Annotated in this window: 16 protein-coding genes; 8 read left to right on the plus strand and 8 right to left on the minus strand. The window is 68.7% G+C overall.

Going from position 1 to position 18,271, the window contains the following annotated elements:
- Positions 1-36 precede the first annotated feature (36 nt).
- The 3 genes from lspA to NKJ47_RS15675 form a co-directional block, all read right to left on the minus strand.
- Positions 37-540 (minus strand): signal peptidase II, encoded by a 504-nt coding sequence (gene lspA, locus NKJ47_RS15665; protein ID WP_254458755.1) that lies wholly within the window; start codon positions 538-540, stop codon positions 37-39.
- A 109-nt stretch (positions 541-649) separates the two neighbouring features.
- Positions 650-3,481, minus strand: coding sequence for an isoleucine--tRNA ligase (ileS, locus tag NKJ47_RS15670; RefSeq protein ID WP_254458756.1), 2,832 nt, complete (start codon positions 3,479-3,481; stop codon positions 650-652).
- 6 nt (positions 3,482-3,487) lie between these two features.
- Positions 3,488-4,486, minus strand: coding sequence for a bifunctional riboflavin kinase/FAD synthetase (locus NKJ47_RS15675; protein ID WP_254458757.1), 999 nt, complete (start codon positions 4,484-4,486; stop codon positions 3,488-3,490).
- Positions 4,487-4,724: 238 nt separating this feature from the next.
- Between NKJ47_RS15675 and NKJ47_RS15680 the strand changes: the two genes are divergently transcribed.
- Positions 4,725-4,895: a hypothetical protein gene (locus tag NKJ47_RS15680; protein WP_254458758.1), complete on the plus strand. Its 171-nt coding sequence runs from the start codon at positions 4,725-4,727 to the stop codon at positions 4,893-4,895.
- A gap of 94 nt (positions 4,896-4,989) precedes the next feature.
- The gene (locus tag NKJ47_RS15685; protein ID WP_254458759.1) at positions 4,990-7,230 is read left to right on the plus strand and encodes a methyl-accepting chemotaxis protein; all 2,241 of its coding nucleotides are present in this window, start codon (positions 4,990-4,992) and stop codon (positions 7,228-7,230) included.
- A gap of 102 nt (positions 7,231-7,332) precedes the next feature.
- Here NKJ47_RS15685 and murJ read toward each other — a convergent pair whose 3' ends face one another.
- Complete coding sequence (gene murJ, locus NKJ47_RS15690; RefSeq protein ID WP_254461447.1) at positions 7,333-8,925, minus strand: murein biosynthesis integral membrane protein MurJ; 1,593 nt, start codon at positions 8,923-8,925, stop codon at positions 7,333-7,335.
- Between the two features lie 116 nt (positions 8,926-9,041).
- On the opposite strand from murJ, the gene rpsT reads away from it, so the two are divergent.
- The gene (gene rpsT, locus NKJ47_RS15695) at positions 9,042-9,314 is read left to right on the plus strand and encodes a 30S ribosomal protein S20 (protein WP_010341167.1); all 273 of its coding nucleotides are present in this window, start codon (positions 9,042-9,044) and stop codon (positions 9,312-9,314) included.
- A gap of 121 nt (positions 9,315-9,435) precedes the next feature.
- Here the strand turns inward: rpsT and cgtA are convergent, their stop codons facing one another.
- The 3 genes from cgtA to rplU all read right to left on the minus strand — a co-directional run bounded on the left by cgtA (position 9,436) and on the right by rplU (position 11,351).
- Positions 9,436-10,491, minus strand: a complete 1,056-nt coding sequence (gene cgtA / locus NKJ47_RS15700) for an Obg family GTPase CgtA (protein WP_254458760.1) — start codon at positions 10,489-10,491, stop codon at positions 9,436-9,438.
- A gap of 266 nt (positions 10,492-10,757) precedes the next feature.
- Entirely contained in the window at positions 10,758-11,018 is a 261-nt protein-coding gene (gene rpmA, locus NKJ47_RS15705) for a 50S ribosomal protein L27 (RefSeq protein ID WP_010341169.1), read from the minus strand.
- Positions 11,019-11,030: 12 nt separating this feature from the next.
- Positions 11,031-11,351 (minus strand): 50S ribosomal protein L21, encoded by a 321-nt coding sequence (gene rplU / locus NKJ47_RS15710; RefSeq protein ID WP_010341170.1) that lies wholly within the window; start codon positions 11,349-11,351, stop codon positions 11,031-11,033.
- A 296-nt stretch (positions 11,352-11,647) separates the two neighbouring features.
- Between rplU and uvrA the strand changes: the two genes are divergently transcribed.
- The 3 genes from uvrA (at position 11,648) to NKJ47_RS15725 (ending at position 15,894) form a co-directional block, all read left to right on the plus strand.
- Positions 11,648-14,647: an excinuclease ABC subunit UvrA gene (uvrA, locus tag NKJ47_RS15715; protein ID WP_254458761.1), complete on the plus strand. Its 3,000-nt coding sequence runs from the start codon at positions 11,648-11,650 to the stop codon at positions 14,645-14,647.
- Entirely contained in the window at positions 14,647-15,054 is a 408-nt protein-coding gene (locus tag NKJ47_RS15720; protein ID WP_254458762.1) for an acyl-CoA thioesterase, read from the plus strand. Before uvrA ends, NKJ47_RS15720 begins: the two co-directional genes overlap by 1 nt.
- A gap of 114 nt (positions 15,055-15,168) precedes the next feature.
- Complete coding sequence (locus tag NKJ47_RS15725; RefSeq protein ID WP_254458763.1) at positions 15,169-15,894, plus strand: enolase; 726 nt, start codon at positions 15,169-15,171, stop codon at positions 15,892-15,894.
- Positions 15,895-16,044: 150 nt separating this feature from the next.
- Here the strand turns inward: NKJ47_RS15725 and NKJ47_RS15730 are convergent, their stop codons facing one another.
- The gene (locus NKJ47_RS15730; protein ID WP_254458764.1) at positions 16,045-16,491 is read right to left on the minus strand and encodes a copper chaperone PCu(A)C; all 447 of its coding nucleotides are present in this window, start codon (positions 16,489-16,491) and stop codon (positions 16,045-16,047) included.
- A 34-nt stretch (positions 16,492-16,525) separates the two neighbouring features.
- Here NKJ47_RS15730 and NKJ47_RS15735 point away from each other — a divergent pair, with 34 nt between their 5' ends.
- Both NKJ47_RS15735 and tesB read left to right on the plus strand, forming a co-directional pair.
- Entirely contained in the window at positions 16,526-17,305 is a 780-nt protein-coding gene (locus NKJ47_RS15735; RefSeq protein ID WP_254458765.1) for an enoyl-CoA hydratase/isomerase family protein, read from the plus strand.
- Positions 17,306-17,359: 54 nt separating this feature from the next.
- Positions 17,360-18,268, plus strand: coding sequence for an acyl-CoA thioesterase II (tesB, locus tag NKJ47_RS15740; RefSeq protein WP_254458766.1), 909 nt, complete (start codon positions 17,360-17,362; stop codon positions 18,266-18,268).
- Positions 18,269-18,271: the final 3 nt, after the last annotated feature.

The raw sequence follows: 18,271 nt of genomic DNA on the forward strand, positions 1-18,271 counted from the left end.
GAGGGCCAAGCGCTTCGACAGGGAGAGTGGCACCGATTATCCCGCTTTTCGCTTCGCCTTGCCGTCGAACACGCCGAACAGGGCGATGCCGATGGCGCCGGCGACGATCGCCGAGTCGGCGATGTTGAACGAGGGCCAGTAGTGCTCGCCCACGTACCACTGGATGAAATCGACCACGTGGCCGTGCATCAGCCGGTCGATCACGTTGCCGATCGCCCCGCCGATCACCAGAGCGTACGGCAGCGCGCTGCGCCACTCGCCGCGCGGGGTGCGCGCCAGCCACCAGGCCAGCAGGCCGCTGATGCCCACCGCCAGCGCGGTGAACAGCCACAGCTGCCAGCCGCCGGCCTGGCTCAGGAAACTGAACGCCGCGCCGGTGTTGTAGGTCCGGTACCAGTTCCAGAAACCGGGAATCACCGGCACCGCGGTGAACTCGGGCAGGCTGGACAGCACCCAGGCCTTGCTCCACTGGTCCAGGCCGATCACCACGGCCGACAGCAGCAGCCAGATCAGGGCGGAGGGGTTGGGTCGTGCGGTCATGCGGGAAGTCCGCCTTGGGCGAATGAAGAAAGGAAGGACGGCCGGCGCCGCAGCCACGGCGCCGCCGCCGGCCCCGGCGGCGCGCAGGCCGCGCGGCCGGGGACGGGACTCAGAACCAGCGGCGCTCCTCGCCCGGTCCTTCGATGTTGCTGACGCAGCGGCCGCACAGCTCCGGGTGCGCCGGGTCGGCGCCGACGTCGGCGCGGTAGTGCCAGCACCGCACGCACTTGGGCTTGCCGGTGGCCTGGGCGCTGACGAAGATCTCGTCGGTGCTGGCCTCGCGCACCACCACGTCGCCGCTGATGAACAGGAAGCGCAGTTCCTCCTGCAGCGGCTGCAGCTTGGCCGCCGTGGCCGCGGCGGCGGCGACGGTGATCTCCGCCTCCAGCGCCGCGCCGATCACGCCGTTGCCGCGCATCGGCTCCAGCACCTTGGCCACCTGCTCGCGCAGCGCCAGCAACTGTTCGAAGTCGGCCGCGCTCAGCGCCGCGTCTTCCGGCAACGGCGCCAGGCCTTCGTACCAGGTCGCGAACAGCACGTTGCCCAGGTGCGCGCCCGGCAGGTAGCCCCACAGTTCGTCGGCGGTGAAGCTCAGGATCGGCGCGATCCAGCGCACGAAGGCCTCGGCCACATGGAACATCGCGGTCTGCGCCGAGCGCCGGCCGTGCGAGTCCTCGGCCATCGTGTACAGCCGGTCCTTGGTCACGTCCAGGTACAGCGACCCCAGGTCCACGCTGCAGAAGTTGAGCAGCGCCTGCACGATGGCGGCGAAGTCGTAGCGCGCATAGGCGGCCTTGATCTGCTCCTGCACCTCGTAGGCGCGGTGCACGATCCAGCGGTCCAGCGCCACCAGCTCCGGCAGCGGCCGCAGGTGCATGGCCGGATTGAAGCCGTGCAGGTTGCCGAGCAGGAAGCGCGCGGTATTGCGCAGGCGCCGGTAGGCGTCGGCGTTGCGCTTGAGGATCTCCTGCGACAGCGACATCTCGTTGCTGTAGTCGGCCGAGGCGATCCACAGGCGCAGGATGTCCGCGCCCAGCGTCTTCATGATGTCCTGCGGCTCGATGCCGTTGCCCAGCGACTTGGACATCTTGCGGCCGTGCTCGTCCACGGTGAAGCCGTGGGTCAGGCACTGCCGGTACGGGGCGGCGTGGTCCAGCGCCACGCCGGTCAGCAGCGAGGACTGGAACCAGCCGCGGTGCTGGTCGGAGCCCTCCAGGTACAGGTCGGCCGGCTTGGGCAGGCCGCGCTCGGTCAGCACCGCCTCGTGGGTGACGCCGGAATCGAACCAGACGTCGAGGATGTCGGTGATCTTCTCGTAGTCGGCGGCCTCGTCGCCGAGCAGCTCGGCGGCGTCGAGCGCGTACCACACGTCCACCCCGCCCTCCTCGACCCGGTCGGCGACCTGGCGCATCAGCTCGGTGCTGCGCGGATGCGGCTCGCCGGTCTCGCGGTGCACGAACAGCGCGATCGGCACGCCCCAGGTGCGCTGGCGCGAGATCGTCCAGTCCGGGCGCCCGGCGACCATCCCGGCGATGCGCGCCTGGCCCCAGGCCGGGTACCAGTGCACGCCCTCGATCGCCTGCAGCGCCTCGGCGCGCAGGTTGGCCTGCTCCATCGAGATGAACCACTGCGGCGTGGCGCGGAACGCGATCGGGGTCTTGTGCCGCCAGCAATGCGGGTAGCTGTGGACCATGCTGGCGCGCGCCAGCAGCAGCCCGCGCCCGGCCAGCAGGTCGGCGATGATGTCGCTGGCCTTCCAGATGTGCAGCCCGGCCAGTTCCACGCCGTCGGCCGCCGGCGTCGACGGCAGGTACACGCCGCGCGCGTCGACCGGGTTGATCTGCGCGGCGCTGTAGCGCTCCAGCAGCCCGTACGGCTTGACCGCCGCGTAATCCTCCTGGCCGTGGCCGGGCGCGGTGTGCACCGCGCCGGTGCCGTCGGTGTCGGACACGTGCGTGCCGAGGATCACCGGCACGTCGCGCTCGTCGTAGAACGGGTGCGCCAGCACCTGGTGTTCCAGCGCCGCGCCGGCGACGCGGCCGTGCACCACGACCTCATCCACCCCGTAGCGCTGCAGCGCGCGCTCGGCCAGCGCGTCGGCCAGCACCAGCCAGCGGCGGCGGCCGTCGCGGGCCGGGCCTTCGACCAGCGCATAGACCAGCTCCGGCCCCAACGACACCGCCAGCGAGGCCGGCAGCGTCCACGGCGTGGTGGTCCAGATCGGCACGGCCACTTCGGTGCCCTCGGGCAGGGTCGCGCCGAACGCGGCGGCCAGCGCCGCGCCGTCGCGGGCCGTGTAGGCCACGTCCACCGTCGGCGACTGCTTGTCGGCGTATTCGATCTCGGCCTCGGCCAGCGCCGAGCCGCAGTCGAAGCACCAGTGCACCGGCTTCACGCCGCGGGTCAGGTGGCCGTTGTCGACGATCCGGGCCAGCGCACGGATCTCGTTGGCCTCGAAATGGAAGTCCAGCGTGCGGTAGGGATTGTCCCAGTCGCCGATCACGCCCAGGCGCTTGAAGTCGCGGCGCTGGATGTTGATCTGCTCGTTGGCGTACTCGCGGCACTTCTGCCGGAACTGCTCGGCATCCAGCTTGACCCCGACCTTGCCGAACTTCTTCTCGATCGCGATCTCGATCGGCAGACCATGGCAGTCCCAGCCCGGGATGTACGGCGCATCAAAGCCGGACAGGTACTTGGACTTGACGATGATGTCCTTGAGGATCTTGTTGACCGCATGCCCGAGGTGGATCGCGCCGTTGGCGTAGGGCGGGCCGTCGTGCAGCACGAACAGCGGCCGCCCCTGGGCGTTGTCGCGCAGCCGCGTGTACAGGCCCTCGCTCTCCCAGCGCGCCAGGATGTCCGGCTCGCGCTTGGGCAGGTCGCCGCGCATCGGGAACTCGGTCGCCGGCAGATGGAGGGTGGCTTTGTAGTCCTGGGTCACGGGCAGTTACCGGTCGGTGGTCTTCAGGGGGAGGTCCGCGCGCGGGGCGGCGGACACGGGCGACAGGCCCGCGGCGGCCGGCGCGGCGAGCAGTTGCCGCGCCAGCGCGGCGTCGCGGTGCATCTGCGCGGTCAGCGCCGGCAGATCGGCGAAGGTTTCTTCGTCGCGCAACTTGGCGACGAACTCCACCTCGATGTGGCGACCGTACAGGTCGCCCTGGAAATCGAACAGATGCGCTTCCAGCAACGGCTCCACGCCCTGCACGGTCGGGCGGGTGCCGAAACTGGACACCGACGGCCACGGCTGCGCCGCCACCCCGTGCACCCAGGTGGCGTAGATGCCGGACAGCGCCGGGGTGCGGGGGAAACGCAGGTTGGCGGTGGGATAGCCGAGCGTGCGCCCGAGCTGCTTGCCGCGGACCACGCGCCCGCCGATCGCGTACGGGCGGCCGAGCAGTTCGGTGGCGTGGGCGAACTCCCCGGCCACCAGCAGCTCGCGGATGCGGGTGCTGGAAATGCGCTCCTCGCGCAGGTGCACCGGCGCGATCTCGTCGGCGGCGAAGCCATGCTGGGCGCCCAGGGCGCGCAACAGCGCGATGTCGCCGCCGCGCTTGTGGCCGAAGCGGAACGCCGGCCCGATCCAGACCTCGCGCGCGCGCAGGCGCTCGACCAGCACGCGCTGCACGAAATCTTCGGCGCTCATCGACGCCATGCGCCGGTCGAAGCGCAGCAGGCCGACGCTGTCGATGCCGAGCCGGTGCAGGCCCTGCACCTTGGCCCGGGCCAGGGTCAGCCGCGGCGGCGGCGCGGCCGGGGCGAAGAACTCCCGCGGCAGCGGCTCGAAGCTTAGCGCCACCGCCGGCACGCCCGCCGCGCGCGCGCGCGCAATCGCCTGCCGCACCAGCGCGCGGTGGCCCAGGTGCAGGCCATCGAAGGCGCCGATGCAGACCACGCTTCCCTGCGGGAACAGGGTCCCGCCCTCGACGTCTCTAAACAGCCTGCTCATTCCTCGGTCCGAAGCGCCGGCGCAGGAGGCGCCGGTCGATGATGCGTAACCGTCGAGTATAGCGGTTGGAGCCATGGCTCGGGACCCGGGACGGCAGTGCATGGCGTCCGGAGTCGCCCCATTGCCGGGAGATCCGGCAAGGCAAGCGGTCTTTTTTGCCCAATCCGTTCGGCCCGACTCATCCCCATCAGCAACGACACCCAGCGGAGCTCGCCCCCCCCACTGACGTGAATTCGACATGAAGAAATCAGGCGCATCATTTGACCTTAAAGAACCGAACGCACACGCCGATGTTGATGGCGACACAAAATCGTCTACGCGCCTGAAGAATCAGTGTCATAAAGCAACTGAAGCAAAAATTGAAGTCGCAAAATATCGCGTGCGTGTTTTCGATTCACAGCACAAATAGATAGGGCACAGCCCAGCGCCTTGGCGGACATCGACTCAGGCATGGAGCACGCCATCCCCAACGTTTTTAGCCTTCCCTCCAGGACCACATGGCGATGACGCTCAAGAATCTCAGTCTTTCCACCAGGCTCGCGCTCAGCTTTGCCTTCATCGTACTGATCACGCTGATCATCGGCTCGATCAGCCTGAGCAGCCTGTCCTCGCTCAACAAAGCCGCCGATATGAATGACCGCACATTCAGGATGTTGGCTGCATCCGACAGGATGCAACTGGACACGGTCACCATCGAAACGGGCGCGCGCGGCTATTTGCTCTCGGGCGCAAAGGACCATCTGGAACCATTCAGGAACGGTCAGGCCGCATTCGAGAAGGACTTCGCCGAGGCCAAGCAGTTGACCGCGGACAACCCGAAACAACAGGAACGGCTGGAGCGGCTACGCCACTTCTACATCCAATTCATCGATTCTCAAAAGCGGCTCATGTCCATACGCGATCAGTCCGGCGATCTCAGCCAGATCTATTCGGCGTTCAGCGACTCTCGTGACATGGCAATGCGCGACATCCGCGCGCTGATCATCGCGATCGCCGGGGAGGAGCGCAGCATGCTGGCCAAGCGCAGCGAAACCCTGACGACCGTACGCGCGCAGAACAAGTGGGCCGTGCTGCTCGGCAACCTGCTGGTGATCGTGGCAGCGATCGGCATGGCGATCCTGATCCGTCGGCAGCTACTCAAGCGCCTGGGGAGCGCGATCGGCGTGGCCGACGCCATCTCCCGAGGCAAGCTCGATAATGCGATCGACCTGCGTAGCAAGGACGAGGCCGGCGCGCTACTGCTAAGCATGGACAAGATGCAGAGCCAGTTGCAGGCGGTGCTCGCCGCGCAGGCCGAGATGGCGCAGCGCCATGACGCTGGCCAGATCGGCTACCGCATGGATGAAGGCGCCTTCCCCGGCGACTACGGACGCATGGTCAGCGACACCAATGCGCTGGCGTCGTCGCAGGTCGCGGTGACGCTGCGCCTGGCGCACATCATGGGCCGCTATGCGATCGGCGACCTGTCCGAGGACATGGAGCGCCTGCCCGGCGAAAAGGCCCAATTCACCCAGACCATGGACACGGTCAAGCAGAACCTGACCGCGATGAACCATGAGATCCAGCACCTGGCCGGCGCGGCCGCCGCCGGCAACTTCGGCGTGCGCGGCGATACCGAGCGCTTCCAGTACGAGTTCCGTGCCATGGTCGAGCGCCTCAATGAACTGATGGCCACCGCCGACGGCAACCTGCAATCGCTGTCCTCGCTGCTGCGATCCATCGCCGCCGGCGACCTCACCGCGCGCATGCACGGCGACTTCCAGGGCGTGTTCGCGACCATGCGCGACGATGCAAACACCACAGCCGAGCAGTTGACCACCATCGTCGGCGGCATTCAGAACGCGGCCACCAGCATCAACGCCGCCGCCAGCGAAATCGCCAGCGGCAACGACGACCTCGCGCGCCGTACCGAACAGCAGGCCGCCAGCCTGGAAGAGACCGCTGCCTCGATGGAGGAACTGACCTCCACGGTCAAGCAGAACGCCGAGCATGCGCGCCAGGCCAACCAGTTGGCCGGCGGCGCCGCCACCGTTGCCTCACAGGGCGGCAGCGTGGTCGGCAAGGTAGTGGAGACCATGAGCGGCATCGAAGCCTCCTCGAAGAAGATCGCCGACATCATCAGCGTCATCGACGGCATCGCCTTCCAGACCAACATCCTGGCGCTCAATGCGGCGGTGGAAGCGGCGCGTGCCGGCGAGCAGGGTCGTGGCTTCGCGGTGGTCGCCAGCGAAGTGCGCACCCTCGCCCAGCGTTCGGCCAACGCCGCCAAGGAGATCAAGGACCTGATCGCCGACTCGGTGAGCCGCGTCACTGAGGGTTCGGTGCTGGTGGATCAAGCCGGCAAGACCATGCAGGAGATCGTTTCGTCGGTGCAGCGCGTCACCGACATCATGGGCGAAATCTCCGCCGCCTCGCAGGAGCAGTCGTCCGGTATCGAACAGGTCAACCACACTATCACCCAGATGGACGAGGTCACCCAGCAGAACGCCGCACTGGTGGAAGAAGCCACCGCCGCGGCGCGCTCGATGGAAGAGCAGGCCGGCCAGCTGAGCCAGGCCGTGGCCGTGTTCAAGATCGACGCGGGCAGCGCGGCGCATGGCCAGTCGGCGGCCACGGTGGCGCCGGCCCGCCCGGTGGCCCGGCCCGCGGCCAAGGCGACCGTCAAGCGCGCCACACACACCGCGCGGCAGCCGACGCGGCCACTGGCGGTGGCCGCTGGCAACGACAGCTGGCAGGAGTTCTGAGCGCACGCGTCTCGCATTCGCGCTGTCCACCAGCCCCGGGGAGCGATCCGCTCCCCGGGGCTTTTTTGTGGGAGGGGCTTCGCCCCCCCACCTACGCTGGCCTTACCGCTCCCGCAAATCCCGCAACCGGAACCCCAACGCCAGCAACGCCAGCAGATACACCGCGCCGCCGCCGCCGACCAGCAACAGCAGGCTGCCGATGCGGTGCCACTTGTCCATGGTGGTGAACGCCGGCAGCCAGTGCAGGCCCAGCGCCAGCACCGCGGCCATCGCCGCGCAGGCCACGCCCAGGCGCAGCAGGTAGCCGCTCCAACCCGGCTTGGGCTGGTAGACCTGGTCGCGGCGCAGCCAGCGCCACAGCAGCGACAGGTTGAGATAGCTGGCCACCGCGCTGGCCAGGCCCAGCGCCAGGTGCAGGCCCGGCACCGCGGCCAGCGCCGCGCGCACGCCCTGCGCGCGCAGCTCCGCCGGCACCCACAGCTGGTACAGGATCGCCAGGAACAGCAGGTTCAGCACCATGTTGGCAACCAGCGCGGCGACGCCGGCGCGCACCGGCGTGCGCGTGTCCTGGCGCGAATAGAACGCCGGCAGCAGCACCTTGAGCAGGGCGAACGCCGGCAGGCCGAAGCTCAGCCCGAACACCGACATCGCCGCCATGCGCGTGTCGAAGGCGGTGAACTTGCCGTACTGGAACAGGGTCGCCACCAGCGGCTGGCTCAGCAGCATCAGCCCCAGCATCGCCGGCACCGCGATCAGCAAGGTGGTGCGCAGCCCCCAGTCCAGCGCGCTGGAGAAGCCGGCGCGGTCGGTCTTGACGTGGTGCCGCGACAGCGCCGGCAGGATCACCGTGCCCAGGGCCACGCCGAACACGCCCAGCGGCAGCTCCAGGAAGCGGTCGGCCTGCGACAGCCAGCTCTGCGAGCCGGCATACAGGAACGAGGCGATCACCGTGTCCAGCAGCAGGTTGATCTGCGCGATCGAGGAGCCGAACAGGGTCGGCACCATCAGGGTCAGCACCCGGCGCACGTCCGGATGCCGCCAGCCCCAGCGCGGCAGGGTCAGCAGGTCGATGCCGCGCAAGGCCGGCAACTGGAACAGCAACTGCAGCACGCCGGCCACCAGCACCGCCCAGCCCATCGCCAGGATCGGCACCTGCAGCCGCGGCGCCAGCCACAGCGCACCGGCGATCATGCACAGGTTGAGGATCACCGGGGTCAGCGCCGGCAGGCCGAAGCGGTGGAAGCTGTTGAGCGCGCCGCCGGCCAGCGCGGTCAGCGACACGAACAGCAGGAACGGAAAGGTTAGCCGCAGCAGGTCGACGATCAGCCCGAACTTGGCCGGATCGTCCGTGGCGCCCGGGTTGAACAGCATCGCCACCTGCGGGGTGAAGATCAGGCCCAGCGCGGTGACCAGCAGCAGCACCCCGCCCAGGGTGCCGGACACCCGCGACATCAGCGCGCGCAGGTCGGCGTGCGGGCGGGTCTCCTTCACTTCGGTGAACACCGGAACGAAGGCGGTGGCGAACGAGCCTTCGGCAAACAGCCGGCGCAGGAAGTTGGGAATGCGGAACGCCACCCAGAACGCATCGGTGGTCGCGTTGGCGCCGAAGGAAATGGTGATGGCCTGGTCGCGCACCAGCCCCAGCACGCGCGAGACCATGGTCATGCTACTGAACGAGAGCAGCCCGCGGAGCATGCGCGGCGTGCTCATGCGACGGCCCTCTTGACAATTGGCTTGACGCGAATGTTTGGACGCTTCATACTCTCCCGCTTGTTTTTATCCACCACACAGCTTTCCAGGAAACCACCACCGTGGCCAATATCAAGTCCGCCAAGAAGCGCGCCAAGCAGACCGTCGTGCGCAACGCGCGCAACACGGCTCAGCGTTCGATGCTGCGCACCGCCGTCAAGAAGGTCATCAAGGCCCTGGACGCCAACGACGCAGCCGGCGCCGAAGCCGCTTTCGCCATCGCCCAGCCGATCCTCGACCGTTTCAGTTCGCGCGGCCTGATCCACAAGAACAAGGCGGCCCGTCACAAGAGCCGCCTGAGCGCCCGCATCAAGGCGATCAAGACCGCCGCCTGATCGGCTGCCGTCGACGCCGGAAGCGCCCACGCTTCCGGCAGCACCACGAAAAAGCCCGGCCTCGGCCGGGTTTTTCGTGTGCGCACCACCCCACTCTGCACGCCGTCGCACGACGCGGGACTCAGGAAGCATCGGCAGCCGCATCCAGCGCGTCCTCGCGCTGGCGGTCGAAGAACGCCATCACGTCCTTCATGATCGGCCAGGTGCCTTCGCGGCCCAGGGCCGACACCAGATACCAGGGCTGGGTCCAGCCCAGCTCGGCGACCACCTGTTCGGCCAGCGCGCGCGCCTCGTCCTCGAACATCAGGTCGGCCTTGTTCAGCACCAGCCAGCGCGGCTTGGCCAGCAGCTCCGGGTCGTGCTTCTGCAGCTCGCGCTCGATCGCCCGCACCTGCTCGGTCGGCGACACGCCATCCACACCGCCCTCCATCGGCGCCAGATCCACCAGGTGCAGCAGCAGACGGGTGCGCTGCAGGTGGCGCAGGAACTGCGCACCGAGGCCGGCGCCGTCGGCGGCGCCCTCGATCAGCCCGGGAATGTCGGCGATCACGAAACTGCGGTAGGCCTCGACGCTGACCACGCCCAGGTTCGGGTACAGCGTGGTGAACGGGTAGTCGGCGACCTTCGGCGTGGCCGCGGAGACCGCGCGGATGAAGGTGCTCTTGCCGGCATTGGGGAAGCCGAGCAGGCCGACGTCGGCCAGCAGCTTCAGCTCCAGCTTGAGCGTTCGCTCCTCGCCCTCCTCGCCCGGCGTCGCCTTGCGCGGCGCGCGCGTCACCGAACTCTTGAAATGCATGTTGCCTAGGCCGCCCTTGCCGCCCTGCGCGACCAGCAGGCGGTCGCCGTGCGCGACCAGGTCGCCGATGACCTCGTCGGTCTCGACGTTGACCACCACGGTACCGACCGGCACGGTGATGGTCAGGTCCTCGCCGGCCTTGCCGTACATCTGCCGGCCCATGCCGTTCTCGCCGCGCTGCGCGCGGAACGCGCGCTGGTGACGGAAGTCGACCAGGGTGTTGAGATTTTCGTCGGCGACCAGCCACACGCTGCCGCCGTTGCCGCCATCGCCGCCATCGGGCCCGCCCAGCGGGATGAACTTCTCGCGGCGAAAGCCGACGCAGCCATTGCCGCCATTGCCGGCAGTGACCTGGATTTCCGCTTCGTCTACGAGTTTCATGGATAACAACCGGGAATGGGGAATGGTGAATCGGGAATGGAAAAAGCGAGCCGTCGCCGCGACGTCGATTCTAAGTCGCAGCTACAGATCGGCAAAATCCATCACTGCATTATCTAGCGCAGCCAGGACAGGGCGAGTTCACGGGAGGCGCCTTTGCCATTCCCGATTCCCTACTCCCCATTCCCAGCCACAAAACAAAAACCCCGCCGAAGCGGGGCTTTCGTCAGCAAGCCCGCGCCATGGCGCAGGCCCTGGACACCGGCGACTTACGCCTCGGTGACCACGCTCACGGTGCGGCGCTTCTTGGCGCCCTTCACCGAGAACTCGACCTTGCCGTCGACCAGCGCGAACAGGGTGTGGTCGCGACCCAGGCCGACGCCGGCGCCCGGGTGGAACTGGGTGCCGCGCTGACGCACGATGATGTTGCCAGCTTCGATGGCCTGGCCGCCGAACATCTTCACGCCCAGGTACTTCGGGTTGGAGTCGCGGCCGTTGCGCGAGGAACCTACGCCTTTTTTGTGTGCCATGACTGCTGCTCCTTACTTCTTGTCGCCACCGGCAATGCCGGTGATCTCGATTTCGGTGTAGTGCTGCCGATGACCCTGACGCTTCATGTGGTGCTTGCGGCGGCGGAACTTGATGATGCGCACCTTGTCGGCGCGGCCGTGAGCCACGACCTTGGCGGTGACGGCGGCGCCCTTCAGCGCGTCGCCGATCTTGATGCCGTCGCTGTCGCCCAGCATCAGGATGTTGTCGAACGTGATCTCGTTGCCGGCTTCGACTTCGAGCTTTTCCACGCGGAGCGTTTCGCCCTGCGCGACGCGGTATTGCTTACCGCCGGTGACCAGTACTGCGTACATGACCAGACTTCCTCTGTAGTTATTGTGGTCGTTCCCGTCGTGCCGTTTCGGGCAGACAGGAGCGGGATTGTAAGCCGCCGCGCGCGGCAGGGTCAAGCCCACCCAGGCCCGGACTGTCAAGCCCCGCGGGCCGGCACGGCTGCCTGAACCAGCCAGCCGCCGCTGCCCGGCGGTGCTGGGATCTGCGGCAATTGCCCCCACCTGACAAGCTGGGTACGCTGATCGATTGCCGTCCCCTTTCCGCCCCCACACTGGCCAGCGGCACCGCCGCGGCCGGCACACTCCGGAATCTCTTCATGGCGATGGATTACATCCGCATCCGCGGCGCGCGGACGCATAACCTCAAGAACCTCGACCTCGACCTGCCGCGCGACAAGCTGATCGTGATCACCGGCCTGTCCGGGTCCGGCAAGTCCTCGCTGGCGTTCGACACCATCTACGCCGAAGGCCAGCGCCGCTACGTGGAGTCGCTGTCGGCGTACGCGCGGCAGTTCCTCAGCGTGATGGAGAAGCCCGACATCGATCACATCGAAGGCCTGTCGCCGGCGATCGCGATCGAGCAGAAGTCGACCTCGCACAACCCGCGCTCCACCGTGGGCACCATCACCGAAATCTACGACTACCTGCGCCTGCTGTACGCGCGGGTGGGCCAGCCGCGCTGCCCCGACCACGGCTACCCGCTGGAGGCGCAGACGGTCAGCCAGATGGTCGACCAGGTGCTGACCCTGGACCCGGAACAGCGCTACATGCTGCTGGCACCGGTGATCCGCGAGCGCAAGGGCGAGCACGCGCAGGTGTTCGAGCAACTGCGCGCGCAGGGCTTCGTGCGCGTGCGCGTGGACGGCGAGCTGTACGAGATCGACGCGGTGCCGGCGCTGGCGCTGCGCCAGAAGCACACCATCGAGGCGGTGATCGACCGCTTCCGCCCGCGCGAGGACATCAAGCAGCGCCTGGCCGAGAGCTTCGAAACCGCGCTGAAGCTGGCCGACGGCATGGTGTCGGTGCAGTCGCTGGACGACGCCGCAGCCGCGCCGCACCTGTTCTCCTCCAAGTACAGCTGCCCGGTCTGCGACTACTCGCTGCCGGAGCTGGAGCCGCGCCTGTTCTCGTTCAACGCGCCGATGGGCGCCTGCCCGAGCTGCGACGGCCTGGGCGTGGCCGAGTTCTTCGATCCGGAGCGGGTGGTGGTGCATCCGGAGCTGTCGCTGTCGGCCGGCGCGGTGCGCGGCTGGGACCGGCGCAACGCGTATTACTTCCAGCTGATCGCCTCGCTGGCCAAGCACTACAAGTTCGACGTCGACGCGCCCTGGCAGTCGCTGCCGGCGAGCGTGCGCCAGGCGGTGCTGTACGGCAGCGGCGACGAGACCATCACCTTCACCTACTTCACCGACGCCGGCGGCCGCACCCAGCGCAAGCATCGCTTCGAAGGCATCATCCCCAACCTGGAACGCCGCTACCGCGAGACCGAATCGCCAGCGGTGCGCGAGGAACTGGCCAAGTACATCAGCGAACGGCCGTGCCCGGACTGCAAGGGCGCGCGCCTGAACAAGGCCGCGCGCAACGTGTTCGTCGCCGACCGTCCGCTGCCGGACCTGGTGGTGCTGCCGATCGACGACGCGCTGAGCTTCTTCCGCCAGCTCGACCTGCCCGGCTGGCGCGGCGAGATCGCCAGCAAGATCGTCAAGGAGATCGCCGAGCGGCTGGGCTTCCTGGTCGACGTCGGCCTGGATTACCTGACCCTCGAGCGCAAGGCCGACACCCTGTCCGGCGGCGAGGCGCAGCGCATCCGCCTGGCCAGCCAGATCGGCGCCGGCCTGGTCGGGGTGATGTACGTGCTCGACGAGCCGTCGATCGGCCTGCACCAGCGCGACAACGAGCGCCTGCTCGGCACCCTCACCCGCCTGCGCGACCTCGGCAACACGGTGATCGTGGTCGAGCACGACGAGGACGCGATCCGCCTGGCCGACTACGTGCTGGACATCGGCCCCGGCGCCGGCGTCCACGGCGGCGAGGTGGTCGGCCAGGGCAGCGTGCAGGACCTGCTGAAGGCGCCGCGCTCGCTGACCGGCCAGTACCTGTCGGGCAAGCGCCGCATCGAGATCCCGGCCAAGCGCCACAAGGCCAATCCGAAGATGACCCTGCACCTGCGCGGGGCCACCGGCAACAACCTCAAGAACGTCGACCTGGACATCCCGGCCGGGCTGCTGACCTGCATCACCGGCGTGTCCGGCTCGGGCAAGTCGACGCTGATCAACGACACCTTGTTCACCCTGGCGGCCAACGAGATCAACGGCGCCTCGCACAGCGTGGCGCCGTACCGCGAGATCGAGCACCTGGACCTGTTCGACAAGGTCGTGGACATCGACCAGTCGCCGATCGGACGCACCCCGCGCTCCAATCCGGCCACCTACACCGGCCTGTTCACGCCGCTGCGCGAACTGTTCGCGCAGGTGCCGGAAGCGCGCTCGCGCGGCTACTCGCCGGGCCGCTTCAGCTTCAACGTGCGCGGCGGCCGCTGCGAGGCCTGCCAGGGCGATGGCCTGATCAAGGTGGAGATGCACTTCCTGCCGGACGTGTACGTGCCCTGCGACGTCTGCCACGGCAAGCGCTACAACCGCGAGACGCTGGAGATCCTGTACAAGGGCTTCAACATCAACGACGTGCTGGAAATGACCGTCGAGGATGCGCTGAAGCTGTTCGAGCCGGTGCCGTCGATCGCGCGCAAGCTGGAGACCCTGGTCGACGTGGGCCTGAGCTACATCAAGCTCGGGCAGAGCGCGACCACCCTGTCCGGCGGCGAGGCGCAGCGCGTGAAGCTGTCCAAGGAACTGTCGCGGCGCGATACCGGCCGCACCCTGTACATCCTCGACGAGCCGACCACCGGCCTGCACTTCCACGACATCGAGGCGCTGCTGGGGGTGCTGCACAAGCTGCGCGACGAGGGCAACACCGTGGTGGTGATCGAACACAACCTGGACGTGATCAAGACCGCGGACTGGATCGTCGACCTGGGCCCGGAAGGCGGCCACCGCGGCGGCACCATCCTGGTCACCGGCACGCCGGAAGACGTGGCCGCCTGCCCGCAGTCGTACACCGGCCAGTTCCTGGCGCGGATGCTGCCCTCCACCAGCGCGCGCCCGGAGCAGCCGGCGGCGATGGCCAACAAGCCCGATGCGCGCCCGCCGCGCAAGGTCAAGCCGGAAAAGCCGGCGAAGAAGGCCGTGGCGGCGAAGAGCGACAAGGCCAGCAAGCGCACCGCCAGCACGGACACCAAGAAGAAGAAGAAGGACGCCTGATGAGCAGCGAACACAAGACCCTGGCGCGCATCCCGATCAGCGTGCGCTGGCGCGACATGGACAGCATGGGCCACGTCAACAACGCCAAGTACATCTCCTACCTGGAAGAGGCGCGGGTGCGCTGGATGCTCGGCGTGGACGGCGTGTCCATGCGCGACCGCATCGCGCCGGTGGTGGCGGCGACCAACGTCAACTACCGCGCGCCGATCGTGTGGCCCAACGACATCCTGGTCGAACTGTTCGTCGAGCGCCTGGGCACCAGCAGCATCACCATCGGCCACCGCATCGTCGACCAGCAGGACGAGGGCAAGCTGTACTCCGACGGCAACGTGGTGGTGGTGTGGATGGATACCCAGACCGGCAAGAGCGCGCCGCTGCCGGACGCCGTGCGCAAGGCGTCGAGCTGACGCCTGCGGGCAAGGGCCAGGGGCGAGGGCGCCCGCCGCGCCGGCGTACCCGCCACTGGCCGGCCCCCACGCCAACGGACGCCGGCCACGGCCGGCACCCTGCCAAGGACCGCCATGCTCCATCGCACCGAACTGCGCGACCTGCTGCCCGGCATGGTCGCGTTTCCCCGCGACGTCTTCCCCGTCGACCAGGACTGGCTCGGCCAGCACCTGCTGCCGCTGCTGCAGATCGACCTGGGCGTGCTGCGGCCGGAACTGGCCGGCTGCGCGCCGACCCTGCTGTGCCCGATCGAACCCTACGAGGGCTGCATCGGCGACGAGACCAGCGCGCACCACAACGCGTTCACCGGCAGCAACTGGATCGCCTTCGAACTGAGCGCCGACAACCGCATGCGTTTTCTCGGCAATCCCGGCTACTTCCTCGGCGACCAGACCGAGGACGCCGACGCGCGGGAGCACATCGCACAGATGCGCGAGCGCTATGCGAAGGCGCGCGACGACCATGCCGCGCATGGCCGGCTGGCCAGCGGCTCGGCCTACGCCCCGGGCACCGTCATCGAACACGCCTACCTGGATACGCTGGGCGGCCAGATCGGGTACGGCAACTGGGTGGTAACGGCACCGATCCCGTCGGCCTTCGCGCTGACGTTCACCGATGCGGCGCAGGATCGGCACGCAGCGGACGATGCGGAGCGAGTGGTCATCACGCGCGACGGCAACCCGTTCCTCGCCGTGGCCGAGGTCGCCGGCTACAACTGGTGCGCCGCTGGCGCCGACGCGATCGTGATGCTGTACGAGCCGCACAGCCGCACCGTGCTGTTCTCGTACGACTGGACCTAAGCGCGCGGCGCCACCGCAGAGCACGCTGCGGCGGAGACACCCGATTTCGCCGTGGCGCCTGACCGCCCCATCGCTGGCGTTTGCCGCGGCCCGGCGCGACAGGTCGTGCGCCGCTCCTGCGGCAGGCTCGCCTCGTGACGCGAGGCTGCCTTACATCGCCTGCTTGCGCACGGTCAGCGTCGCATCGACCTTGCCGCCACCGTCCAGCTGCAGTTGCAGCGGCAAGGCCTGGCCTTCGGTCAGCGCGCCTTTGCCCTGCATCAGCATCAGGTGCATGCCGCCGGGCTTGAGTTCGACGCGCGCGCCGGGAGCCAGCGGCACACGCTCGACCGCGCGCATCCGGCTGACGCCGGCCACCAGCGTGGTCTCGTGCAGCGACACATCGCCGAAGCGGGGGCTGCTGGCACCGATGACCGCCACCGCCTTGCCGCACCCGTTATGGAGCGTGCCGTAGCCGGCGGTCATCGGCATCGCCGGATTCGGCGGCAGCCGCGCCCAGCCCTGCTCCAGGGTCACGCAGGCCGGTTCGGCGGCCGACGCCGAGGCGGCGGCCGCGCACATTACGCACAGTACGCCAGCGAATGGTTTGGTTATCATCGCCGAGATTCCTTCTTCCAGAGCAGACCGCAGCATGACGACGCTCATCGACGTGATCAACCACGGCCCCATCCGCGAACTGCGCCTGGCGCGCCCGCCGGTCAACGCGCTGGACACCGCCCTGTGCGGACAGCTGATCCAGGCCGTCGAACAGGCCAGCGCCGAGGGCGCGCACGGCATCGTGCTGTCGGGCAATGAACGCCTCTTCTCCGCCGGCATGGACGTGCCGCACCTGCTCGGCCACGGCGACGACCGCGCCAAGCTGCTCGGCAGCTGGCAGCAGTTCTTCGGCGCGGCGCGCGCGCTGGCCGCCAGCCCGATCCCGGTGGTGGCGGCGCTGACCGGCCACGCCCCGGCCGGCGGCTGCGTGCTGGCGCTGTGCTGCGACTACCGGGTGATGGCGCGCAGCCCCGAGCCGGCGCGCCCGGTCACCATCGGACTCAACGAGACCCAGGTCGGCCTGGTCGCCCCGGAGGGCATCCAGCGCCTGCTGCGGCGGGTGGTCGGTGCGCACCGCGCCGAGCGCCTGCTGATCGGCGGCGACCTGGTCAGTGCCGAGCGCGCGCTGGAGATCGGCCTGGTCGACGAACTGGTCGACGCCGACCTGGTGGTGGCGCGCGCGCTGGCCTGGCTGCTGGACCTGCTGAAGCGGCCGCGGCAGCCGATGCTGCAGACCCGCGCCATCGCCCGCACCGACCTGCGCGCGGCGCTGGCCGACGAGCACATCGGGCTGGAGCGGCTGATCGACGACTGGCAGGCGCCGGACACCCAGGCCGCGTTGCGCGCGCTGGCGGCGCGGCTGGGCAAGGGCTGAGCGGCGCGGACGGCCCGGTATACTGGGCACACGTCCGTCGCCAGGCCTCGCCTCTTGTCCGCCAAGCCCGCCCCCGTCGTGTCCGAACTGATCGAACTGCTGTCGCTGGAGCGGCTGGAGGACAACCTGTTTCGCGGCCAGAGCCGCGATATCGGCACCAAGTACGTGTTCGGCGGCCAGGTGCTGGGCCAGGCGCTGTCGGCGGCGCAGGCCACGGTGGAGAACGCGCGCCGCGTGCACTCGCTGCACGCCTACTTCCTGCGCGCCGGCAACATCGACCACCCCATCGTCTACGACGTGGACCGCACCCGCGACGGCGGCAGCTTCTCGGTGCGGCGGGTCACCGCGATCCAGCACGGCAAGGTGATCTTCTTCTGCGCGGCCTCGTTCCAGGAACAGGAAGACGGCGCCACCCACCAGCTGAAGATGCCGGAAGTGCCGCAGCCGGAAGACATCGAGCCGACCCCGGCGGCACGCCCGGAAGTGCTGGCGACGCTGCCGACCAAGGTGCAGCGCTGGCTCTCGCGCGGCGGCCCGTTCGAGTTCCGCCACGTGTATCCGCGCGACGAGCTGAACCCGCCCAAGCGCCCGCCGTTCCAGCAGATGTGGCTGCGCCTGAGCGAGCCGGTCGGCGATGCGCCGGAACTGCACCAGGCACTGCTCGCCTACGCCTCGGACTTCCACCTGCTCGGCACCGCCACCTTCCCGCACGGCATCAGCTACTACACGCCGAACGTGCAGATGGCCTCGCTCGACCATGCGCTGTGGTTCCACCGCCCGTTCCGCGCCGACGACTGGCTGCTGTATTCGCTGGACAGCCCCAGCGCGCAGGGTGCGCGCGGCCTGGCGCGCGGGCAGTTCTTCACCCGTGACGGCACCCTGGTCGCCAGTACCGCGCAGGAAGGCCTGATCCGCGTGGTCCCCGACGCCGGCGCCGCGGCGCAGGTTCCGGCGAAAAGCTGAGGG

Origin of the sequence: Xanthomonas sacchari, from assembly GCF_024266585.1 — a bacterium.
GTDB classification, from domain to species: domain Bacteria; phylum Pseudomonadota; class Gammaproteobacteria; order Xanthomonadales; family Xanthomonadaceae; genus Xanthomonas_A; species Xanthomonas_A sacchari_C.

Bases quoted from the DNA above. Each gene is read 5' to 3' on its own strand.
- NKJ47_RS15735 (WP_254458765.1), top strand. From the start codon at position 16,526: ATGACGACGCTCATCGACGTGATCAACCACGGCCCCATCCGCGAACTG.
- uvrA (WP_254458761.1), top strand. From the start codon at position 11,648: ATGGCGATGGATTACATCCGCATCCGCGGCGCGCGGACGCATAACCTC.
- NKJ47_RS15675 (WP_254458757.1), bottom strand. From the start codon at position 4,486: ATGAGCAGGCTGTTTAGAGACGTCGAGGGCGGGACCCTGTTCCCGCAG.
- NKJ47_RS15685 (WP_254458759.1), top strand. From the start codon at position 4,990: ATGACGCTCAAGAATCTCAGTCTTTCCACCAGGCTCGCGCTCAGCTTT.
- murJ (WP_254461447.1), bottom strand. From the start codon at position 8,925: ATGCTCCGCGGGCTGCTCTCGTTCAGTAGCATGACCATGGTCTCGCGC.
- rpmA (WP_010341169.1), bottom strand. From the start codon at position 11,018: ATGGCACACAAAAAAGGCGTAGGTTCCTCGCGCAACGGCCGCGACTCC.
- lspA (WP_254458755.1), bottom strand. From the start codon at position 540: ATGACCGCACGACCCAACCCCTCCGCCCTGATCTGGCTGCTGCTGTCG.
- NKJ47_RS15725 (WP_254458763.1), top strand. From the start codon at position 15,169: ATGCTCCATCGCACCGAACTGCGCGACCTGCTGCCCGGCATGGTCGCG.
- NKJ47_RS15680 (WP_254458758.1), top strand. From the start codon at position 4,725: ATGAAGAAATCAGGCGCATCATTTGACCTTAAAGAACCGAACGCACAC.
- NKJ47_RS15730 (WP_254458764.1), bottom strand. From the start codon at position 16,491: ATGATAACCAAACCATTCGCTGGCGTACTGTGCGTAATGTGCGCGGCC.
- cgtA (WP_254458760.1), bottom strand. From the start codon at position 10,491: ATGAAACTCGTAGACGAAGCGGAAATCCAGGTCACTGCCGGCAATGGC.
- NKJ47_RS15720 (WP_254458762.1), top strand. From the start codon at position 14,647: ATGAGCAGCGAACACAAGACCCTGGCGCGCATCCCGATCAGCGTGCGC.
- rplU (WP_010341170.1), bottom strand. From the start codon at position 11,351: ATGTACGCAGTACTGGTCACCGGCGGTAAGCAATACCGCGTCGCGCAG.